Below are 21,046 nucleotides of genomic sequence, written 5' to 3' on the forward strand. Positions count from 1 at the left end.
AAGTCAAGCGCGTTGCGCGACGGCGGGGTGTCCACCACCACCAGGTCCCAACGATCCTCGGCCAGTAGCTGGCCCAGCTTCTCCATCGCCATGTATTCCTGCGTGCCGGCCAGCGAGCTGGCGACCGTCTGATAGAACTGGTTGTCCAGAATCGCTTGCGCCCGGCCGTTTCCGGAGTACTGGACCACCATTTCGTCGAACGTGCGGCGCATGTCGAGCATCATCGCGTGCAACTCGCCGCGAACCTCAGGCGCCAGGGGCACCCGCTGCGGGGTGTTGCCGAGGTCGTTCACCCCCAGTGCCTGGGCCAGCCGCTTGGCCGGATCGATCGTCAAAACGCATACGTTGCGGCCGTATTCGGCCGCGCGCAACGCCATCGCGGCCGCGGTGGTGGTCTTGCCCACCCCGCCGGCGCCGCAGCACACCACCACCCGGTTGGTCGTGTCGGCCAAGATCGAGGCCATATCAAGCCTATTCGGCGTGGTACTCATCGAACCCCCTGCTGTGCAAGCGATTCCGAAAGCTCATAGAGGCTTCCGAGGTCGACGCCATCGGAGATCGCCGGCAATTCCAGCCGGGGCACCTGCAGCGCGTCCAGTTGCTGGGCGATCTCGGCCCGCGCGGCGATCACCGTCGCATGCTCGATGGTCTCGGTCAGCAGTCCGGCGAACTCGGTGTCGTTCAGCTTGATCCCCGCCATTTCCAGTCCGGCCCGCACCGAGTCCGCGTCGACGTGCCCCTCCGCGGCCTTGGCCAGGTCGGCGGGCTGCAGATACGACGCGATGTTGCGATTCACGATCACGCTGCCGATCGGCAGCTCCATCTCGGCGAGCTCCTCGATGGCTTCCAGGGTTTCCTGCACCGGCAACGCCTCCAGCAGGGTGACCAGGTGGATGGCCGTCTGCTCGGAGTGCAGCAGCTTCACCACGCCTTCACTCTGCGAGTGCACCGGTCCGCCCTTGGCCAGATCCGACACGGCCTTGGTGACGTCCAGGAAGCGGGCGATCCGCCCCGTCGGGGGTGCGTCGACGACTACCGCGTCGTAGACGGGCAGCCGGTTCTTGTCGACCCGCACCACCGATTCCTTGATCTTTCCGGTGAGCAGCACGTCGCGCAGGCCCGGCGCGATCGTCGTGGCGAACTCGATGGCCCCAATGCGCCGCATCGCCCGCCCGGCGATGCCGAGGTTGTAGAACATGTCCAGGTATTCCAGGAACGCGGCCTCGATGTCGATGGCCAGCGCGTTGACCTGACCGCCGCGTTCGGCGGTCGCGATCTTGACCTCCTGGTAGGGCAGCGGCGGGACGTCGAAGAGTTGCGCAATGCCTTGGCGCCCTTCGACTTCCACGAGAAGGACCTTGCGTCCGCCGGCTGCCAGGGTCAGTGCCAGTGCGGCCGCTATCGTCGACTTGCCCGTACCGCCTTTGCCGGTGACGAAATGCAGGCGGGCCTTGGAGAGCCGCGCCGGCCAGCCGACGGCGCTACCGCCGCTCGATGTGTTTGCCACCTTCGCATGCTAGCCCGACCGGCGTCCGGCCCCCGGGCAGGCCGGAGCCGTTCACATCCGACCGATAAGCTCGCGCCATGAGCCAACCGACCGCATGGGAATACGTCACCGTCCCGCTGCTCACCCACGCCACCAAACAGATTCTCGACCAGTGGGGCGCCGACGGCTGGGAGTTGGTGTCCGTACTGCCCGGGCCAACCGGTGAGCAACACGTCGCGTATTTGAAGCGTCCCAAGTAGATGACTGCCTCCACCCGGCTCGCGGAACTCGGGGTCGCGCTTCCCGAGGTGGTGGCGCCGCTGGCCGCCTATGTGCCCGCGGTGCGGACCGGCAACCTGGTGTACACCGCGGGCCAGCTGCCGCTGCAGGCGGGACAGCTCGCCGGAACCGGCAAGGTGGGTGCGCAGGTCAGCCCGGAAGAAGGCAAGGCGATGGCGCGGATCTGCGCGCTCAACGCCCTCGCGGCCGTCGATTCGCTGGTCGGCATCGACGCGGTGACCCGGGTGGTCAAGGTCGTCGGCTTCGTCGCCTCCGCGCCGGGGTTCAACGGCCAGCCCAGCGTCGTCAACGGCGCTTCGGAACTGCTCGCCGAGGTGTTCGGCGAGGAGGGCGCACACGCGCGGTCGGCCGTCGGCGTTTCCGAGCTGCCCCTGGATGCGCCGGTCGAAGTGGAGCTGATCGTGGAGGTCGGCTCGCGACCGTGACCGACGCGCCCGAGCCGCCGAGCCATCCCGCATACGGCACGCTGCGGGCGGTGACCGAGACTGCCTCGGTTCTGTTGGCCGACAACCCCGGGTTGCTGACGCTCGAGGGCACCAACACCTGGGTGTTGCGCGGCAAGGGCAGCGACGAATTGGTCGTGGTGGATCCCGGGCCCGACGACGACGAGCACATCGCCCGGGTCGCCGAGTTGGGCCGTATCACGCTGGTGCTCATCAGTCACCGGCACGGCGATCACACCGACGGCATCGACAAGCTGGTCGAGCGGACCGGCGCGACGGTGCGGTCGGCGGGCAGCGGGTTCCTGCGCGGCCTCGGCGGTCACCTCACCGATGGCGAGGTCATCGACGCGGCCGGCCTCAAGATCAGAGTGATGGCCACGCCGGGCCACACCGCCGACTCGTTCTCGTTCGTGCTGGAGGACGCCGTCCTTACCGCCGACAGCGTGCTGGGCCGCGGCACCGCCGTCATTGACTCCGAAGACGGCAGCCTGGCCGACTACCTGGAATCGTTGCGGCGCTTACGTGGTCTGGGGCGGCGTACGGTGCTGCCCGGCCACGGGCCCGACCTGCCCGACCTGGAGGCCGTCGCGTCCGGCTACCTGGTGCACCGGCACGAACGGCTGGAACAGGTGCGCGCGGCGTTGCGGCACATCGGCGACGACGCCACCGCGCGCCAAGTCGTCGAACACGTCTATGTGGACGTCGACGAGAAACTCTGGGACGCGGCCGAATGGTCCGTTCAGGCGCAGCTGGACTATTTGCGGCGCTGAACTCGCGCCGAAATCCACGCTAGCGCGGAAAAGTTCGAGTGAACGCCTCGATAACGTCGATCCGACGCAATTCGCGCGCTCCGCGCGCGCTTACCTCGCTCGGCGGGCGAGCCTTTCCGAGTCCGAAATCAGCACACTCTTGCCTTCCAGACGGATCCAGCCGCGGTGGGCGAAATCGGCCAGCGCCTTGTTCACCGTCTCCCGGGACGCCCCCACCAGCTGGGCGATCTCCTCCTGGGTCAGGTCGTGGGTGACACGCATGGCGCCACCCTCCTGGGTGCCGAACCGCTGGGCGAGCTGCAGCAGCTGCTTGGCCACCCGGCCCGGCACGTCGGTGAAGATGAGGTCGGCCAGATTGTTGTTGGTGCGGCGCAGCCGCCGGGCGAGCACCCGCAGCAGCTGCTCGGCGATCTCGGGACGGTCGGCGATCCACGCCCGCAGCGCATCGCGGTCCATCGACACGGCCCGCACCTCGGTGATCGTGGTCGCGCTGGAAGTCCTTGGGCCGGGGTCGAAAATAGACAACTCGCCGAACATGTCCGACGGGCCCATGATCGTCAGCAGGTTCTCCCGGCCATCGGGCGAGCGACGGCCGATCTTGACCTTCCCCGAGACGATGATGTACAGCCGATCACCCGGCTCGCCTTCGGCGAAGACCGTGTGCCCACGGGGAAAGTCGACGGGTTGCAGCTGCTTGGTCAGCGCGGCGACCGCGCCGGGCTCAACCCCTTGGAAGATTCCTGCCCTTGCCAGGATCTCGTCCACGTTGCCTCTTCAGCTTTCCAATGATTTGTGTACGGGCAGGTTAATCCCTTGCTCGCGTGATGAGTCTAGCGGTAGGACATTTTGTCCAACGTGCAACGCTACACACGATTGACGTGTCGAGTGGCCTTAAACTGCGGATTGATGTGCGAATGCGCCTGTATTCGCGTCGGCAATGTCAGCTCGGCATGGTCAATGAAGCTGGCGGCGAACGACGGCGCCGCATGCCGCGGCCCGGCCGTCAGCCCGGCCAACGCCGCCTCGGCAACTTCCCGGGCCTCGCGCCGGTGCAGAAATTCCAGCGCCTCCGGCATGCCCTCACGGGCCAGGGTGCGCACGTCGACAATCTCGGCGTGCTCGAAAAGCTCGGTGACAGCGAGCATGGTGACGTCCTCACGGGCGAGCCCCCGTTCGAGCCGCCCCAAGCCGAGCGCCGCCAACATCAGCAACGCCGGAACGCAGGCCACCAGCAACCACGACACAAGGAGAGTAAACAGGCACTTCAATCAACACGAGGTCTCGGCGAGATCACGAAATCAGTACTCTGTCGTAGGTGACAGCGGCAAAGTCGTCCGGACGCTCGAAGTCCACGTCGGTCCCATCGGGCGGTGTCGACGCGCGGCGCTGGTCTGAGGAGACGCGGGTCGGCTTGGTGCGGCGGGCCCGCAGGATGAATCGGGCGCTGGCGCAGGCGTTTCCGGACGCGCACTGCGAGCTGGACTTCACCACGCCGCTCGAGCTGACCGTCGCCACGATCCTTTCGGCGCAGAGCACGGACAAGCGGGTGAACCTGACGACGCCGGCCTTGTTCAAGCGGTACCCCACGGCGCTGGACTACGCGCAGGCGGAGCGTGACGAACTGGAAAACCTGATCCGTCCGACGGGGTTCTTCCGCAACAAGGCGACCTCACTCATCGGCCTCGGGCAGGCGCTGGTCGAACGGTTCGACGGCGAGGTGCCTGCCACGATGGAGGAACTGGTCACGCTGCCCGGAGTCGGCCGCAAGACCGCCAACGTCATCCTGGGCAACGCCTTTGGCGTCCCCGGTATCACGGTCGACACCCATTTCGCGCGGCTGCTGCACAGGTGGCGCTGGACCAGCGACAAGGACCCGGTGAAGATCGAGCGCGCGGCCGGTGAACTGATCGAACGCAGCGAGTGGACCATGTTGAGCCACCGCGTGATCTTCCACGGCCGCCGGGTGTGCCACGCGCGCAAGCCGGCCTGCGGTGTGTGCGTGGTGGCCAAGGACTGCCCCTCCTTCGGCCTCGGGCCCACCGAACCGCTGCTGGCCGCGCCCCTGGTGCGGGGGCCGGAAACCGAGCACTTGCTGGCCCTGGCCGGCCTGTAGGCGCCCACCACCTTGACGCGGACCACGCGCTGGACCATCGCGATCCTCGCGGTGGTGGCGGCGCTGGCGGCGGCCCTGGTCGACCTGCTGCGCGACGAGTCGGGGCCGGCCCCGAAGCCCGGCACGGCCGTCAGCCCGCCCGACCGCGAACACCGCGACGCCGACACGCCTGCCGCGCTGGCGGGTCCGCGGCAGCGGGCCGATCTGGCGCCCTGTCCGGCCGCCGTCGACGGCCCCGGCCCCCCTGCGCTGCGCGGTGTCACGGCCGAGTGCGCCGCCGACGGTTCGGCCATCGACGTCGCCCGCGCGCTGGCGGGGCGGCGGGTGGTCCTCAACTTATGGGCGTATTGGTGCGCGCCGTGTGCGGCCGAACTGCCCGCGATGGCCGAGTATCAACGGCGAGCCGGGTCCGACGTGATGGTGGTGACGGTGCATCAGGACGAGAACGAGACGGCCGCGTTGCTGCGGCTGGCCGAACTGGGCGTTCGGCTGCCGACCCTGCAGGACGGTCGCCGGCGGGTCGCGGCGGCCCTGGGTGTGGTAAACGTGATGCCCGCGACGGTGGTTCTGCGCCCGGACGGTAGCGTTGCCCAGATGCTGCCGCGGGCCTTCGACAGCGCCGACGAGATCGCCGCCGCGGTCGGAAATGACAAGGGATAAGCCGAAAATTGGACCGACTGGAGCGCCCCGTGAATGTCGGGGGTACGCCCCCGCCCGCGGGAGGTGGTCACCCCACCCGTGCGCGCGGGACGCTTGAGCTGAGCCCCGACGCCTCCCCGTCGTGGCTGCGCCCCCTGGTCGACAACGTCGAGCGGATGCCGGACGCGTACCGGCGCCGGCTGCCGGCCGACGTGCTGGCGATGATCACCGGCAAGGCGGTGTCGGCGTTGCGCGGCAGCGGGCGCGAAGCCGCTGTCTTGGTGCTGTTCTCGGGCCCGGAGTCCGCGCCGGCCGACGGCGGCGTCCCCGACGACGCCGACCTCCTGGTCACCGTGCGGGCCTCGACCTTGCGCCACCACGCCGGCCAGGCGGCGTTTCCCGGCGGCGCCTCCGATCCCACCGATGACGGTCCGGTGGCCACCGCCTTGCGTGAAGCCCAGGAGGAAACCGGGATCGACGTGTCGCGGTTGCATCCCCTGGTCACGATGGAGCGCACGTTCATTGCGCCGTCGCGGTTCCACGTCGTCCCGGTGCTGGCCTACTCGCCGGATCCCGGTCCGGTGGCCGTCGTCAACGAGGCCGAAACAGCGATCGTGGCGCGAGTTCCGTTGCGCGCCTTCATCAACCCGGCCAACCGGCTGATGGTCTACCGGGGCGACCTCGGCCGCCGGTGGGCCGGACCGGCGTTTCTGCTGAACGAGATGCTGGTCTGGGGATTCACTGGCCAGGTGATCTGTGCGATGCTCGACGTCGCCGGCTGGGCCCAGCCCTGGGACACCACCGACGTCCGCGAATTGGACGCGGCGATGGCGCTGGTCGGCGAGCAGGGCGGTCCCCCCCGATGAACATGAACTCGATGACCCCGTCTCAGTGGCTTGACGTGGCCGTGCTGTCGGTCGCCTTCATCGCGGCCGTATCGGGCTGGCGTTCCGGCGCGGTGGGGTCGCTGTTCTCGTTCGTGGGTGTGTTGCTGGGCGCGATCGCGGGCGTGCTGCTGGCGCCCCACCTCGTCAGCCACATCGCCGCGCCCCGCGCGAAGTTGTTCGCCGCCCTCTTTTTGATCCTGGCGCTGGTCGTCGTCGGCGAGGTCGCGGGCGTGGTGTTGGGGAGGGCGGTTCGCGGCGCGATCCGCAGCCGCACCATCCGGACGGTCGACTCGTTCATCGGGGTGGGCGTGCAGCTCGTGGTGGTGTTGACCGCGGCGTGGTTGTTGGCGACGCCGCTCACCCAGTCCAAGGACCAGCCCGAGCTGGCCGCCGCGGTGCGCGGCTCGCGAGTGCTGGCCCAGGTCAACGAGGTTGCCCCGCCGTGGCTGAAGACGGTGCCCAAGCGGTTGTCGGCCCTGCTGAACACCTCCGGCCTGCCCGCGGTGCTGGAGCCGTTCAGCCGGACTCCGGTGATTCCGGTCGCCTCGCCCGACCCCGCGTTGGCCAACAATCCGGTGGTGCAGGCCACCGCGCCCAGCGTCGTCAAGGTGCGCAGCCTGGCGCCGAGCTGCCAGAAAGTGTTGGAGGGCAGCGGTTTTGTGATCGCGCCCGACCGGGTGATGACCAATGCGCACGTGGTGGCCGGTTCCAACAGCGTGCAGATCTACGCGAGCGGCAGTCCCCTGGACGCCACCGTGGTGTCTTACGATCCGTCGGTCGACATCGCCATCCTCGCCGTCCCCAACCTGCCGCCGAAGCCGTTGGCCTTCGCTTCGGGCGAGGCGAAAACGGGCACAAGCGTTGTGGTGCTGGGATATCCGGGGGGTGGTAACTTCACCGCGACCCCGGCGCGCATCCGCGAGGTCATCAAACTCAGCGGCCCCGACATCTACCGCGACCCCGCGCCGGTCACCCGCGACGTCTACACCATCAGAGCCAATGTGGAACAAGGCAATTCGGGGGGGCCGTTGATCGACCTGAACGGCCAGGTGCTCGGCGTGGTGTTCGGCGCGGCGGTCGACGATCCCGACACCGGCTTCGTTTTGACGGCCGACGAGGTGAATGGTCAGCTCGCCAAGATCGGCGACACCCAGCAGGTGACCACGGGGGCCTGCGTCAGCTGACCACGTAGTCGATGAATTTCATCAAGTGTCGGTTGATTTCCTCGGGCACCTCTTCGTGGCTGAAATGCCCTGCGCCATCGATGGATACGTAACGTCCCTGCGGGGCGTAACGCTGCGTCCGGTTGACCGGGTCGGCCAGGACGTAGGGATCGGAGTCGCCGCGCAGGTGTAGCAGCGGCACGCTGAGCTGCCGGCACATCGATTTCATGAAGCGGCGGCCTTCGTCGCGCAGCTGACTACGCACCGCCCAGCGCTGGTATTCCAGTGCACAGTGCGCCGCCGACGGAATCTGGATGGCCATCCGCAGGTAACCGATGGACTCCGAAAAGTCCTCGGAGGCAAGCCACTTGGGACAGCTGCGGCTGCGGACGAGGCGTTCGATCTCCGCGGCGTTGTCGCGGGTCAGCAGCCGCTCCGGCCAAATCGGCACCTGATAGCGCAGCAACGTCGGCAACAGTGCATACCCCTGGTCGCGCCGGGTCAGCGTCGACCGGCGCAGCGCCGCCGGGTGCGGCGAGCTGATCAGCGCGATGGCCGAAACCAATCGCGCGTGTAGCAGCGCGGTGGCCCAGCACGCCAGGCCGCCGTCGGCGTGGCCGACCAGCGTCGCCGACGAATGTCCCAGCGCCCGAATGAGGCCGGCGGTGTCGCCGGCCAGCGTCCAGCCGTCGTAGCCGCGGGGCGGCTTGTCGCTGCCGCCGTAACCGCGCAGGTCGACCGCGACCACCCGCGCCCCGGTCAGTCCCCGCAATTGATGACGCCACGACCACCAAAACGAACCGAAACCGTGCAGCAGCATCACCAGCGGCCGGGCAGTGGGTGGTGCGGTCGTGTCCGCGCCGGTGGGTAGGGCCTCGACGACGTGGAACCGGATGCCGTTGGCGTGCACGTCCAAATGGCGCCACGGCCCGTCGATGCGGGTTACCGACGGATCCGGCGGGGCCATTTACCAGCCCGATGGATCGGTTTCGGGCTTTTCGTGCCTGCCGCGCTCGGCGAGCTGCTTGGGGGCGCCCTGCGCCTTGTCGTGGCCCGGGGTGAGCGCGGTGCGTGTCTCCTTGACCGATTCGATCGTCTCCCGCGGTCCCCGGATCCGGCGCACCTTGAGGAAGCCCAGCAGGGCCAGCAGCGCCCCGACCACTACCTGGACCCCGAACACGATCAGGAACGCCACCCAGCGCCACAGCCAGGTGTCGAGCAGTTCGGCGACGAAGAAGAAGAAAAAGAACGTGGAGTAGAACAGCACCACCAGCGCGGCGATGAAGAAGACGCTGCCGGTCAATCCCTTTTTGACGTCCCGGGTGATCTCCGCGCGGGCCAGTTCGACCTCGGCGCGCACCAGCGTGGAGACCTGCGTGGTCGCGTCCTTGATCAGGTCACCGATCGACGGCTCGGCCGGCCGGGCGTGCGGATCGGTCAGGGGGATCGTGGTCAGGGTGCTGGGCACACCGTTCTTGCCATCGGGTTTGCTCACAGACGGTCCCCTCTTTCGTCACTGCCCGGCGCTGTCGTCGCGGTTCATGTTGCCATGCGGCGCCATGCCAGACGAGGCCAGCCGAAGGCGGCGGGCGGCCCGGCGCCTGTCGGAGGTTGACCGGCGGCGTCGCGAGGGCGTTCAACCAGATGCCCAGGCGGACGGTTTCCAAACTTCTACGGTGTCAGCGGGCCGGAGTTCCGGCGGCCGCGCTGGGCACGGTCAACGGGCCACCGGCCGACTAGACTGATCAGGCCGGTCCGGATTCCGGCCTGTCGATGGGAGTTTCTGTGCAGACGGCGCACCGGTACTTCGTGGCGGCCATGGCGGCAGTGCTCCTGGCCCTGTTGGGCTGCCCCGCTCGCGCCGCGGCCGCCGATGTCAGGATCCCGATGGGCGGCGGCGCCGGCATCGTCATCAACGGGGACACCATGTGCACCCTGACGACCATCGGGGGCGATGCCGCCGGTGAGTTGATCGGTTTCACCTCCGCGCACTGCGGCGGTCCGGGCGCGCAGGTCGCCGCCGAGGGCGCCGAGAACGCCGGCGTCCTGGGCACCATGGTGGCCGGCAACGACAACCTCGACTACGCCGTCATCAAGTTCGATCCCGCCAAGGTGACGCCGACCGCCAACTACAACGGCTTCGCGATCAATGGCCTCGGCCCGGACCCGGCCTTCGGTGAGATCGCCTGCAAGCAGGGCCGGACCACCGGAAACTCGTGCGGCGTCACCTGGGGGCCCGGTCAGGACCCGGGCACCATCGTCATGCAGGTCTGCGGCCAGCCGGGGGACTCCGGGGCGCCGGTGACCGTGAACAACCTGCTGGTCGGCATGATCCACGGGGCGTTCAGTGACAACCTGCCGACCTGCGTCATCAAGTACATTCCGCTGCACACGCCTGCGGTGGTCCAGTCGTTCAACGCGGTCCTGGCCGACATCAACGCCAAGCACCGGCCCGGTGCCGGGTTCACGCCGCTACCGGCCTGAGCCGGCCTGAGGTGGCTACTTCGCGGCTTGGATCGCGTCGAAGACGCTGGCGTCGAGCAGCGTCGACGTGTCACCCAGCTCGCGGTTTTCGGCGATGTCGCGCAGGAGCCTGCGCATGATCTTGCCGCTGCGGGTCTTGGGCAGCTCCGGCACCACGTGAATCTCACGTGGCTTGGCGATGGGCGAGATCTCCCGGGCCACCTCGGCGCGCAGCTCGTCGACGACCCCGTCGTGCACCTCGTACTCGGCGCACAAGACGACGAACGCGCAGACGGCTTGGCCCGTGGTCTCGTCGGTCTTGGCGACCACCGCGGCCTCGGCCACCCCGTAGTGGCCGACCAGCGCCGACTCCAGTTCGGCACTCGAGAGCCGATGCCCGGAAACGTTCATCACGTCGTCGATGCGGCCCACCACCCAGATGGCGCCGTCGCGGTCGTAATAGGCGCTGTCGCCCGCGAAGTACCAGCCCTGCTCGGCGAACCTGGACCAGTAGGTCTCGACGTATCGCTCGGGGTCACCCCAGATGCCGCGGAGCATGGACGGCCAGGGTTGATCCAGGACCAGGTAGCCGGTGACGTGTTCGCCCTTGTGGATGCCCGGCACCAGCTCGTCGCCGTGGTCGTCGACGATCTTGGCCGAGATGCCCGGCAGCGGCCGCATCGCCGAGCCCGGTTTGGCCGCGGCCACCCCGGGCAGCGGGGAGATCATCGCCGCGCCCGTTTCGGTCTGCCACCAGGTGTCCACGATCGGAAGGCGCTCGGCGCCGATCACCTTGCGGTACCAGCGCCACGCCTCGGGGTTGATCGGCTCGCCCACCGTGCCCAGTAGCCGCAGACTGGACAGGTCATGGGCGTCGGGGATCTCGCGACCCCACTTCATGAAGGTCCGGATGAGGGTGGGTGCGGTGTAATAGATTGTCACACCGTACTTTTCGATGATCTCGAAATGGCGGTGCTGGGTGGGTGAGTCGGGTGTGCCCTCGTAGAGGACCTCGGTGGCGCCATTGGAAAGCGGGCCGTAGACGCCGTAGGTGTGCCCGGTGACCCAGCCGATGTCGGCGGTGCACCAGAACACGTCGGTCTCGGGCTTGAGATCGAAGACGTAGTAGTGCGTGTAGGAGCTCTGGGCCAGGTAGCCGCCGCTGGTGTGCACGATGCCCTTCGGCTTTCCGGTGGTGCCGGAGGTGTACAGCAGGAACAGCGGCTGCTCGGCATCGAAGGGCTCCGGCGTGTGATCGGGCGACGCGGCGTCGACGACGTCGTGCCACCACAGGTCACGATCGTCGTTCCACGACACGTCAATCCCGGTGCGCCGCACCACCAGAACGCGCTCGACGGGACTGTCGCCGTCCTCGCCCGACGCAACCGCCTCGTCGGCCGCGTCCTTCAGCGGTGCCGGCTTGCCGCGGCGGAACTGCCCGTCGCTGGTGATCAGCAATTTGGCCTGCGCATCGGCGATCCGGGCCCGCAGCGCCTTCGCGGTGAAGCCGGCGAACACCACGCTGTGCATGACCCCGAGCCGGGCGCAGGCCAGCATCGCGATCACCGCCTCCGGAATCAACGGCATGTAGATCGCGACGCGATCACCGGCGACCAGGCCCAGGCCGGTCAGCGCGTTGGCCGCCTTGCACACCTCTGCCTGCAGGTCGGCGTAGGACAGGCTGCGGCTGTCGCCGGGCTCGCCCTCCCAGTGGATGGCGACGCGGTCGCCGTGGCCGGCCTCCACGTGGCGGTCCACGCAGTTGTAGGCGACGTTGAGCTTGCCGTCGGCGAACCACTTGGCGAAGGGCGCCTGCGACCAGTCGAGCACCTCGGTGAACGGCGTCGACCAGGAGAGCCGGTTGGCCTGCTTGGCCCAGAAGGCCAGCCGGTCCTCGTCGGCCTCGCGGTACAGTTCCTCGCCCGCGTTGGCCTGTTCGGCGAACGCCGGTGGCGGGGGATACGACGACGGGCCTACGGCGTCTGTGGCGGTCACTGGCTTCCTCCTAGTGTCGAGGCTCGTCAATCGTCAGAGAGCCTAGCCCCACAAGGTGAAAAGCGAAGGTGCAAATGACGGTCAAAGCCGGGCCCTGTAGCGGATAATCACCGGTGTGCCCGGTCACGGGCGGCGCAACCGCCGACTAGCCCCCAGCTTCACCGCGGCCGCAACGGGTTACGCGGCCACCGCCATGCTGGGGTCGTCGGCGTGGGCGATGCCGACCGACACCGCCGACGCGCCCACCCCATGCTGGTCGGATCAGATCGCCGTCGCCGCTTCGCCGACGCAGGCCGCGGTCGGCCACCGCGCGGCGACACTGGTGTTCAGCCTCGCCGGTGGTGCGGAGCCCTGCACGCTGACCGGGTATCCCGGGGTCGACTCGGGTGGGGGCGGGCCGCTCATCCATGCCCAGCCCACACCGCGCGGCTACATGGGAGGCCTGCCGGGCGGCGCCGAGGTGCCGCCCACCGTCATCCTGTCGCTGTCCACCCAGGCGCAGGCCGTCGTCGAGGGCATCGCCGTCGACGCCAACGGCGAGCCCTGCCCCACCTATACCGACCTGCTGGTCAATCCGCCGGACACCACCGTGGTGCTGACCGTGCCGGTCACCATCGACGCTTGCGCGTTGCAGGTGCACCCGGTGACGCCCGTTTGAGCGACGTCACGACTCGGCTTGCACCAAGCAGTAGACCCGCGGCGGCGTGGGGTACGCGTTGGCCTTTGTCCCCGGCGGACACTGCGTTTCGTCGGCGCTGCCGTCGATGCGCTTGTCGACCCTTAGTTTTGCGTAGCGCGCTTCACCGCAATCGGCCGGTGTCAACGTCGTCGTCTCACGCTGGCCCGTCCTCAGGTAGCAGAGCCCTTGTTTGAGGTTGGGGACAAAACACAGCGTGTGGGATTCGTTGGTGAGGCGCGAGTAGACAGAGTCGCCGCGCTTGTTGTCGGGGCACGTCGCCGTCGGCCCGCCTATGGCGGCGAGCTCATAGGTCGCCACGGGATCACCGCAGTCGGTCGGTTGGTTGAGCGAACCCATTTGGACCTCGAATTCGGTGAAGCACTGACCGATTTCGGGCATCGCGGCTCTGGCCGATGGGGTTGGCTGGGCGGTCGTGGGCGAGCCACGATCGTCGCGCGACACGGCGCGCGCAACGTGGACGAGGACGTTCAGCCCGCCCAACGTCAGCAGCACGATACCGATGGTGATCAGCGCGGTGGCCGACTTGCTCGCCGGCCGCGGTGGCTGTACCGCGGGCGGGTAACCGGGATAGGGCGGTGGAGCGGGATACGGGCCCGGATACCCGATGGCCGGTGGCGGCGGCGGATACGGGTAGCCGGGGTGGTGCGGCGGCGGGGACTGTCGACGCCTGCGCGAGCGCTCTAGAAGGCCAATGATCAGACAGACCAAGCCGACTGCGGGAAGGCCGAACGCGAAGATCAATCGGCCGGCTAGCTCAGCCGATTCGTCCGAGGCCAGATACGCGACGGTCACGACGGGATTCTAGGTTGACGAACCCGGCGCGGGCACTTCACCGACCGCCCGCGGCAGGCCCTAGGGTCGGGTGTCATGCGTCGCATGCGGGTCCTTTCCGCCGGGATGGCGGCCGCCGTGCTGCTGGCGGCCGCGTCCCTGACGGGGTGCGGCGGCGGGGCGCTGACCCCTGAGTCGGTGGTGGTGAACGGCGGTGAACCGCCGAACCCGCTGATTCCGACCGGCACGAACGACAGCCTCGGCGGGCGGATCCTGGATCGGCTGTTCGCCGGTTTGGTGTCCTACGACGCCGCAGGCAAGCCGTCGCCGGAGGTGGCGCAGTCGGTCGAGACGACCGACAACATCAACTACCGGATCATCCTCAAGCCCGGCTGGAAGTTCACCGACGGCTCACCGGTGACGGCCCATTCGTTCGTCGACGCGTGGAACTACGGGGCGCTAAGTACCAATGCCCAACTGCAACAGAGCTTTTTCAGCCCGATCGTCGGGTACGACGACGTCGCCGGACTGACGGCAGGCGGAAAGCCCGCCCGGACCACCATGTCCGGGCTGCAAGTGGTCAACGATCTCGAGTTCGACGTGCGGCTCAAGGCGCCGACCGTCGACTTCACGCTACGGCTGGGACACAATGCGTTCTACCCGTTACCGGCCAAGGCTTTTCGGGACATGGCCGCGTTCGGCCGCAACCCGGTCGGCAACGGCCCGTACGAGTTGGCGAACGGTCCCGACGGGCCGGCCTGGGAACACAACGTCAAGATCGACTTGAAACCCAACCCCGACTACCACGGCAATCGCAAACCCCACAACAAAGGCCTCAGGTTCGAGTTCTACGCCAACCTGGACACCGCCTACGCCGACCTGCTGTCCGGCAATCTCGATGTGTTGGACACGATTCCGTCCAGCGCGCTGACGATCTACCAGCGTGACCTCGGTGGCAACGCCGCAAGCGGGCCCGTCGCGGTCAGCCAATCGCTCGACACGCCATTGCGGTTGCCGCACTTCGGCGGCGAAGAAGGCCGACTGCGCCGCCTGGCGCTGTCGGCGGCCATCAACCGGCCGCAGATCTGCCAGCAGATCTTCAACGGCACCCGCAGCCCGGCCCGCGATTTCACCGCCAGCTCATTGCCCGGCTTCGATCGGAACATCCCGGGCAATACCGCATTGGACTTCAATCCCGAACGGGCACGCCAACTTTGGGCGCAAGCCAACGCGATCTCGGCCTGGAGCGGGCGGTACTCCATCGCATACAACGCCGACAGCGGCCATCAAGAGTGGGTGGACGCGGTCGCCAACAGCATCAAGAACGTGCTGGGCATCGACGCCGTCGGCGCGCCGCATCCCACCTTCGCGGGTTTCCGCACCCAGATCACCAACCGCACCATCGATACCGCGTTCCGCGCGGGCTGGATCGGTGACTACCCTTCGATGATCGAATTCCTGGCCCCGCTGTACGCCACCGGAGCGGGATCCAACGACGTCGGATACTCCAACCGGGAATTCGACGCCGGCCTGGCCGCCGCCGAGGCCGCACCAAACCTGCAGCAAGCAGATGTACTGGTCAACGAGGCTCAACGAATCCTGTTGCACGACATGCCCGCCGTGCCGCTGTGGTACTACATCGCGGTGGTCGGATGGTCGCCACAGGTCGGTAGCGTCAAGCTCACCTGGAACGGTCTGCCCGACTACGAGAACATCGTTAAGGCTTGACCGATGGGTTGGTACATCGCGCGCCGCATCGCCATCATGGTGCCCGTCTTCCTCGGCGCCACGCTGCTGATCTACGGCATGGTCTTCCTGTTGCCCGGTGACCCGGTGGCCGCGATCGCCGGGGACCGCCCGCTCACCCCCGAGGTCGCCGCGCAATTGCGGGCCCGCTACCACCTCGATGATCCGTTCCTCGTGCAGTACCTGCGCTACCTCGGCGGCGTGCTGCACGGCGACTTGGGCCGGTCCTACTCCGGGCTGCCGGTGAGTGACGTTCTCGCACATGCCTTTCCAGTGACGGTGCGGCTGGCGCTGATAGCCCTGGCCGTCGAGGCGGTGCTGGGCATCGGGTTCGGCGTGATCGCCGGACTGCGCACGGGGGGAGTCTTCGATTCCACCGTCCTGATCGCCGGACTCGTCATCATCGCGATCCCCATCTTCGTCCTGGGGTTCCTGGCCCAGTTCGTTTTCGGGGTGAGGTTGGGGATCGCGCCGGTCACCGTGGGGGAGCGGTCGACGTTTGGGCGTCTGCTGCTACCGGGCATCGTGCTGGGCTCGGTGTCGTTCGCCTACGTGGTGCGGCTGACCCGATCCGCGGTGGCCGCGAACGCGCACGCCGACTATGTCCGCACGGCCACCGCCAAGGGGTTGTCCCGGCCCCGCGTGGTGACGGTGCACATTCTGCGGAATTCGCTGATCCCGGTGGTCACGTTCCTGGGTGCCGACCTGGGCGCGCTGATGGGTGGAGCCATTGTGACGGAAGGCATCTTCAACATCCACGGCGTCGGCGGTGTGCTGTATCAGGCCGTCACCCGACAGGAGGCGCCGACCGTGGTGTCGATAGTGACGGTGCTGGTGCTGATTTACCTGATCACCAATCTGGCCGTGGACCTGCTGTACGCCGTCCTGGATCCCAGGATCCGGTATGGCTGAGCGATCGGGCTTTTGGCGCGACACGTGGCGCGGGCTGCGCGGCCGCCCGAAGTTCGTCGTCGCCGGCCTGCTGATCCTGCTCATCATTGCGGTCGCGATGTTTCCGGCCTTGTTCACCGGCGCCGACCCCACCTACGCCGACCCCGGGCAGAGCCTCCTCCCGCCTTCGCGCGCGCACTGGTTCGGCACCGACCTGCAGGGCCACGACGTCTACGCCCGCACCGTCTACGGCGCGCGGGCGTCGGTCACCGTCGGCTTGGGCGCCGCCCTGGTCGTGTTCGTCGTCGGCGGGGCGCTCGGCGCCCTGGCCGGATTCTACGGCGGCTGGATCGACGCGGTGGTATCCCGCATCAGCGACGTGTTCTTCGGACTGCCGCTGCTGCTGGCCGCCATCGTGCTCATGCAGGTCATGCACCACCGCACGGTATGGACCGTGATCGCCATCCTCGCCTTGTTCGGCTGGCCGCAGGTGGCCCGTATCGCGCGCGGATCGGTGCTCGCGGTGCGCACCAGTGACTACGTGCTCGCGGCGAAAGCGTTGGGGCTGAGTCGCTTTCAGATCTTGCTGCGTCATGCGGTGCCCAACGCCCTTGGCCCGGTCATCGCGATGGCCACCATCGCCCTGGGAGTTTTCATCGTCACCGAGGCCACGCTGTCCTACCTGGGCGTCGGACTGCCCACGTCGGTGGTGTCCTGGGGCGGCGACATCAACCTCGACCAGACGCGGCTGCGGGCGGGCTCGCCCATCCTGTTCTATCCCGCCGGTGCGCTGGCGGCCACGGTGCTGGCCTTCATGATGATGGGCGACGCGCTGCGCGACGCCCTCGACCCGGCGTCTCGAGCGTGGCGGCCATGAACGACATGCCGCTGCTGTCCGTCGAGGGCCTCAAAGTCAGTTTCGGTGATCACGCCGCCGTCCGCGGCGTCGACCTCACCGTCTTGCCCGGCCACACGGTCGCGGTGGTGGGCGAATCGGGATCGGGGAAATCCACCACGGCGGCGGCGATCCTCGGGCTACTTCCTCCCGGCGGCCGAATTACCGCCGGGCGCATCGTCTTCGACGGATCCGACATCGCCAGGGCCGACCGCCGGACGTTGCGCTCCATCCGGGGCCGCGAGATCGGTTACATACCCCAAGACCCGATGACCAACCTCAACCCGGTCTGGAAGGTCGGCTTCCAGGTGTCGGAAGCGTTGCGGGCCAACACCTCCGACCGGCAGACGCGGCGGCGTGCCGTGGAGCTGCTCGCGCAGGCGGGCATGCCGGACCCGGCGAAACAAGCGGCCCGCTATCCCCACCAGCTGTCCGGCGGCATGTGTCAACGGGCCCTGATCGCGATCGGGTTGGCGGGGCGGCCGAGGCTGCTGATCGCCGACGAGCCGACCTCCGCGCTGGACGTCACCGTCCAGCGCCAGGTGCTCGACCACCTGCAGGGGCTCACCGCGGAACTCGGCACCGCGCTGCTGTTGATCACCCACGACCTGGCACTGGCCGCCGAACGCGCCGAGTCCGTCGTCGTGATGCGCGAGGGCGTCGTGGTGGAATCCGGTGCGGCGCAGTCGATCTTGCGGGACCCGCAGCACGAGTACACCCGGCGGCTGGTGGCCGCGGCGCCGTCGCTGACGGTCAAAATCCCGGCCCGGCCCCGCCCGGCGGATCGTGGGCCGTCCGACGACATCCTGGTCGCCTCTGAGCTGACCAAGGTCTACCGCGAGTCGCGCGGCGCGCCGTGGCGGCGAGCGGAATTCCGCGCCGTAGACGGGGTTTCGTTCCGGCTGCGGCGGGCGAGCACGCTGGCGATCGCCGGGGAGTCGGGTTCGGGCAAGTCCACCCTGGCGCAGATGGTGCTCGGCCTCCTGCCGGCGAGCTCGGGCACGGTCGTCTTCGACGGCATCCGCATCGACGACGCGCTGAGCCGGGACCAGCAATTGGCCTTCCGGCGGCGGGTGCAGCCGGTCTTCCAAAACCCTTACAGCAGCCTGGATCCCATGCACACGGTTTTTCGCGCCATCGAGGAACCGCTGCGCATACACCGGCTCGGCGACCGCGGGCAGCGCGAGCGAGCGGTGCGCGAACTCGTCGACCAGGTCGCGCTGCCGTCATCGGTTTTGGGCCGGCTGCCCCGTGAGCTGTCGGGTGGCCAACGGCAGCGGGTCGCGATCGCCCGGGCGCTGGCGCTGCGGCCCGAGGTGCTGGTCTGCGACGAGGCGGTCTCCGCGCTCGACGTCTTGGTGCAGGCGCAGATCCTGGATCTGCTGGCCGAGCTGCAGACCGAGCTGGGCCTCACTTACCTGTTCATCAGCCACGACCTGGCGGTGATCCGGCAGATCGCCGACGACGTCCTGGTGATGCGCGCCGGTCGGGTGGTGGAGCAGGCCCCCACCGACGAGCTGTTCACCCGGGCCCGGCACGAATACACCCGCCGGCTGCTGGAGGCCATCCCGCACGCACCGACATCCGATAGTTGAAGCCGGGATAGGTTGGCAACCTGTGACGGCTGATCCACTGGCTCCGTTGATGGAGTTGCCGGGCGTCGCCGAGGCCAGCGACCGGGCCCGGGACGCCCTGGGCCGCGCCCATCGGCACCGGGCCAACCTGCGCGGATGGCCGGTGACCGCCGCCGAAGCGGCGTTGCGGGCGGCCCGCGCCTCGTCGGTGCTCGACGGTGGTCCGGTCCGGTTGGAAGACCTCGCGGACGCCGGGACCGTCAGTGATCCGGTGTTCGGCGGGGCGCTGCGGGTGGCGCAGGCGCTCGAAGGCGGCGAGGGCCCGCTGGTCGGGATTTGGCGGCGGGCGCCGCTGCAGGCGCTGGCCCGCTTGCATGTGCTGGCGGCGGCCGACCAGGTCGACGAGGACCGGCTGGGCCGGCCTCGCGCCGATGCCGGCGTCGGGCCGCGACTGGAGTTGCTGGCGGATTTGGTGAGCGGCGGTACCCAGGCGCCGGCGCCGGTGGTCGCCGCCGTCGCCCACGGCGAACTGCTGACGTTGCGGCCGTTCGGCAGCGCCGATGGCGTGGTCGCTCGCGCGGTGTCCCGGTTGGTGACCATCGCCAGTGGGTTGGATCCACATGGATTGGGTGTGCCCGAGGTCAGTTGGATGCGCCAGCCGGCCGACTATCGCGACGCCGCGCAAGGCTTCGCCGATGGCACGCCGGCCGGGGTGGGGGCCTGGCTGCTGCTCTGTTGCCGGGCGATGCGGGCCGGCGCGCAGGAGGCTTTGACCATCGCCGATTCGCTGTCGAGTCGGTAGCTGAATCGGTAGCCGGCGGCCGCAGAAAGCGCTGCCGGACAATGCAAAGCGGGCGACGTCCCGAAGTATTCGGTCCGCCGCCCGCTAGCACGGAACTCGGTTACCATGCGTGCATTTCGGGGCTGCGTGGGTTGGCCTCGGCGATCTTGCGACGCTTCGGTTGCAACCCCACCCAAAGGGCCGTCGACACCATCCACATTTCGCAATTACGCAGGCCCGCAACACTTCTGCCATTATCGCGGCTATGACTCCGCGTGGGTGCCGAGCACCGTGCTGGGCGCCCGGGTCGGGAGATCGAACCTTCTCTTCCGGATCGACCTAGGCCTCACCGGGCTTCCGTGGTTCCTTTGTACTACTAGACCCTTAACGCAGCAAGGCCCAATTTTGCAAAACTTGCGAAGCTGCGCCGAAATGTGTTTGCTGTCGGCGCCCTGGTCGGGACTAGAACGCGAAGCGGCGCAACAGCGAATAGGTGACCGCGCCGGCGGCCAGCGCGCTCACGCCCACCGCCGCGGTCGTTGCGATCGCCGCACCCGACGGCGCCGGGATGCGGTCGCGCAGCGACACCGGTCGCGAGAACGACAGCACGGGCCAACCGCGTTCGACGGCCTCCCGGCGCAGTCCGCGGTCGGGATTCACCACGCTGGGGTGGCCGACGGATTCGAGCATCGGCAGGTCGGTGATCGAGTCGGAGTACGCGTAGCAATGCTCCAGCGGGTAGCCCTCGCGGGCGGCCAGCTCGCGGATCGCTTGCACCTTGCCCTCGCCGTAGCAGTAGAACGCTATCTCGCCGGTGTACCGCCCGTCCTCGACGACCATGCGGGTCGCCATCGCGTGGGTGGCGCCGAGCGCCCGTGCGATCGGAGCCACGATTTCCTCGCCGGAGGCGGAGACCACCACCACGTCGCGGCCACACAATTTGTGGGCGGCGATGAGGTCCGCGGCTTCGGCGAACACCAGCGGCGTCACGATGTCGTGCAGCGTTTCGTTGACGATCGACTTGACCTGATCGACGTCCCATCCGGTGACCATGTTGGTCATGTGGAGGCGCATCCGGTCCATCTGGTCATGATCGGCGCCGGAGAGCAGATAAATGAACTGGGCGTAGCTCGACTTGAGCACGGCGCGGCGGTTCAGCAGCCCCTGGTTGAAGAACGGTTTGCTGAACGCCAGCGTGCTGGACTTGGCGATGATCGTCTTGTCCAGGTCGAAGAAGGCCGCGGTGCGGGCCCGGGGAGCGGACGTCGCCGCCGTGTGCTGCTCCGCGGCCGGGTCGAAGACGGTCACCGACCCAGCATAGGTCGGTCGCGCGGCGGCGCCGGGATTCCGGGCCCGAAAAGGCCGCTCAGCAAAGTGGGACCGGTGGTAACACCAGTGTTTTTGCGGCTCAACGTGTTCTTTCATAGAA

23 protein-coding genes are annotated in these 21,046 nt (G+C 68.3%); 14 read left to right on the forward strand and 9 right to left on the reverse strand.

Annotated elements, in window-relative coordinates; translation table 11 throughout:
• Window positions 1–491, reverse strand: a 491-nt coding sequence (locus tag A5711_RS18450; protein WP_156673419.1) for an ArsA-related P-loop ATPase, incomplete at its 3' end; no start/stop codon positions are given.
• Complete coding sequence (locus A5711_RS18455; protein WP_067949014.1) at window positions 488–1,507, reverse strand: ArsA family ATPase; 1,020 nt, start codon at window positions 1,505–1,507, stop codon at window positions 488–490. The genes A5711_RS18450 and A5711_RS18455, both read right to left, overlap by 4 nt.
• A 77-nt stretch (window positions 1,508–1,584) precedes the next feature.
• Between A5711_RS18455 and A5711_RS26955 the strand changes: the two genes are divergently transcribed.
• Genes A5711_RS26955 through A5711_RS18465 form a run of 3 tightly spaced genes read left to right on the forward strand, consistent with a single transcriptional unit; the run spans window position 1,585 to window position 2,999 of the window.
• Window positions 1,585–1,746: a DUF4177 domain-containing protein gene (locus A5711_RS26955; RefSeq protein ID WP_007166633.1), complete on the forward strand. Its 162-nt coding sequence runs from the start codon at window positions 1,585–1,587 to the stop codon at window positions 1,744–1,746.
• Window positions 1,747–2,211: a RidA family protein gene (locus tag A5711_RS18460; RefSeq protein WP_067949016.1), complete on the forward strand. Its 465-nt coding sequence runs from the start codon at window positions 1,747–1,749 to the stop codon at window positions 2,209–2,211.
• The gene (locus tag A5711_RS18465) at window positions 2,208–2,999 is read left to right on the forward strand and encodes an MBL fold metallo-hydrolase (protein WP_067949017.1); all 792 of its coding nucleotides are present in this window, start codon (window positions 2,208–2,210) and stop codon (window positions 2,997–2,999) included. Before A5711_RS18460 ends, A5711_RS18465 begins: the two co-directional genes overlap by 4 nt.
• Window positions 3,000–3,089: 90 nt before the next feature.
• On the opposite strand, the gene crp is transcribed toward A5711_RS18465, so the two are convergent.
• Both crp and A5711_RS18475 read right to left on the reverse strand, forming a co-directional pair.
• Window positions 3,090–3,764, reverse strand: coding sequence for a cAMP-activated global transcriptional regulator CRP (gene crp, locus A5711_RS18470; RefSeq protein WP_044508824.1), 675 nt, complete (start codon window positions 3,762–3,764; stop codon window positions 3,090–3,092).
• Between the two features lie 98 nt (window positions 3,765–3,862).
• Entirely contained in the window at window positions 3,863–4,258 is a 396-nt protein-coding gene (locus tag A5711_RS18475) for a hypothetical protein (RefSeq protein WP_231972155.1), read from the reverse strand.
• A gap of 173 nt (window positions 4,259–4,431) precedes the next feature.
• Here A5711_RS18475 and nth point away from each other — a divergent pair, with 173 nt between their 5' ends.
• From nth to marP, 4 genes are read left to right on the forward strand one after another with little or no spacing between them, the layout of a single operon-like run.
• On the forward strand, window positions 4,432–5,112 hold the full coding sequence (nth, locus tag A5711_RS18480; protein WP_067949021.1) for an endonuclease III: 681 nt from the start codon (window positions 4,432–4,434) through the stop codon (window positions 5,110–5,112).
• Window positions 5,113–5,124: 12 nt separating this feature from the next.
• Entirely contained in the window at window positions 5,125–5,772 is a 648-nt protein-coding gene (locus A5711_RS18485) for a TlpA disulfide reductase family protein (protein ID WP_067949023.1), read from the forward strand.
• Between the two features lie 29 nt (window positions 5,773–5,801).
• The gene (locus A5711_RS18490) at window positions 5,802–6,617 is read left to right on the forward strand and encodes a CoA pyrophosphatase (RefSeq protein WP_067949024.1); all 816 of its coding nucleotides are present in this window, start codon (window positions 5,802–5,804) and stop codon (window positions 6,615–6,617) included.
• 11 nt (window positions 6,618–6,628) lie between these two features.
• Window positions 6,629–7,822, forward strand: a complete 1,194-nt coding sequence (gene marP / locus A5711_RS18495) for an acid resistance serine protease MarP (RefSeq protein ID WP_156673418.1) — start codon at window positions 6,629–6,631, stop codon at window positions 7,820–7,822.
• Here the strand turns inward: marP and A5711_RS18500 are convergent.
• Together A5711_RS18500 and A5711_RS18505 are read right to left on the reverse strand one after the other, a co-directional pair.
• Window positions 7,815–8,768: an alpha/beta fold hydrolase gene (locus tag A5711_RS18500; RefSeq protein WP_067949028.1), complete on the reverse strand. Its 954-nt coding sequence runs from the start codon at window positions 8,766–8,768 to the stop codon at window positions 7,815–7,817. The genes marP and A5711_RS18500 overlap by 8 nt on opposite strands.
• Complete coding sequence (locus tag A5711_RS18505) at window positions 8,769–9,296, reverse strand: phage holin family protein (RefSeq protein ID WP_067949030.1); 528 nt, start codon at window positions 9,294–9,296, stop codon at window positions 8,769–8,771. It lies immediately after the preceding gene.
• Window positions 9,297–9,586: 290 nt separating this feature from the next.
• On the opposite strand from A5711_RS18505, the gene A5711_RS18510 reads away from it, so the two are divergent.
• Window positions 9,587–10,285, forward strand: a complete 699-nt coding sequence (locus A5711_RS18510; protein ID WP_156673417.1) for a serine protease — start codon at window positions 9,587–9,589, stop codon at window positions 10,283–10,285.
• A gap of 15 nt (window positions 10,286–10,300) precedes the next feature.
• On the opposite strand, the gene acs is transcribed toward A5711_RS18510, so the two are convergent.
• The gene (gene acs, locus A5711_RS18515) at window positions 10,301–12,259 is read right to left on the reverse strand and encodes an acetate--CoA ligase (RefSeq protein WP_067949032.1); all 1,959 of its coding nucleotides are present in this window, start codon (window positions 12,257–12,259) and stop codon (window positions 10,301–10,303) included.
• A 115-nt stretch (window positions 12,260–12,374) separates the two neighbouring features.
• Between acs and A5711_RS18520 the strand changes: the two genes are divergently transcribed.
• On the forward strand, window positions 12,375–12,917 hold the full coding sequence (locus A5711_RS18520) for a DUF4232 domain-containing protein (RefSeq protein WP_197520825.1): 543 nt from the start codon (window positions 12,375–12,377) through the stop codon (window positions 12,915–12,917).
• A 6-nt stretch (window positions 12,918–12,923) separates the two neighbouring features.
• Here the strand turns inward: A5711_RS18520 and A5711_RS27705 are convergent, their stop codons facing one another.
• The gene (locus tag A5711_RS27705) at window positions 12,924–13,451 is read right to left on the reverse strand and encodes a hypothetical protein (protein ID WP_231987503.1); all 528 of its coding nucleotides are present in this window, start codon (window positions 13,449–13,451) and stop codon (window positions 12,924–12,926) included.
• A gap of 375 nt (window positions 13,452–13,826) precedes the next feature.
• Between A5711_RS27705 and A5711_RS18530 the strand changes: the two genes are divergently transcribed.
• Genes A5711_RS18530 through A5711_RS18550 form a run of 5 tightly spaced genes read left to right on the forward strand, consistent with a single transcriptional unit; the run spans window position 13,827 to window position 19,638 of the window.
• Entirely contained in the window at window positions 13,827–15,458 is a 1,632-nt protein-coding gene (locus A5711_RS18530; protein ID WP_067949036.1) for an ABC transporter substrate-binding protein, read from the forward strand.
• 3 nt (window positions 15,459–15,461) lie between these two features.
• Window positions 15,462–16,388, forward strand: a complete 927-nt coding sequence (locus A5711_RS18535) for an ABC transporter permease (RefSeq protein WP_067949038.1) — start codon at window positions 15,462–15,464, stop codon at window positions 16,386–16,388.
• Window positions 16,381–17,244, forward strand: coding sequence for an ABC transporter permease (locus A5711_RS18540; protein ID WP_067949040.1), 864 nt, complete (start codon window positions 16,381–16,383; stop codon window positions 17,242–17,244). The genes A5711_RS18535 and A5711_RS18540 overlap by 8 nt, the downstream gene beginning before the upstream one ends.
• The gene (locus A5711_RS18545) at window positions 17,241–18,857 is read left to right on the forward strand and encodes an ABC transporter ATP-binding protein (protein ID WP_067949055.1); all 1,617 of its coding nucleotides are present in this window, start codon (window positions 17,241–17,243) and stop codon (window positions 18,855–18,857) included. The genes A5711_RS18540 and A5711_RS18545 overlap by 4 nt, the downstream gene beginning before the upstream one ends.
• Window positions 18,858–18,879: 22 nt before the next feature.
• Entirely contained in the window at window positions 18,880–19,638 is a 759-nt protein-coding gene (locus A5711_RS18550) for an oxidoreductase (RefSeq protein WP_067949042.1), read from the forward strand.
• 441 nt (window positions 19,639–20,079) lie between these two features.
• Here the strand turns inward: A5711_RS18550 and A5711_RS18555 are convergent, their stop codons facing one another.
• Window positions 20,080–20,925, reverse strand: coding sequence for an HAD-IB family hydrolase (locus A5711_RS18555; RefSeq protein ID WP_067949043.1), 846 nt, complete (start codon window positions 20,923–20,925; stop codon window positions 20,080–20,082).
• Between the last annotated feature and the right edge of the window lie 121 nt (window positions 20,926–21,046).

Origin of the sequence: Mycobacterium sp. E2238 (assembly GCF_001672665.1) — a bacterium.
Taxonomy (GTDB): domain Bacteria; phylum Actinomycetota; class Actinomycetes; order Mycobacteriales; family Mycobacteriaceae; genus Mycobacterium.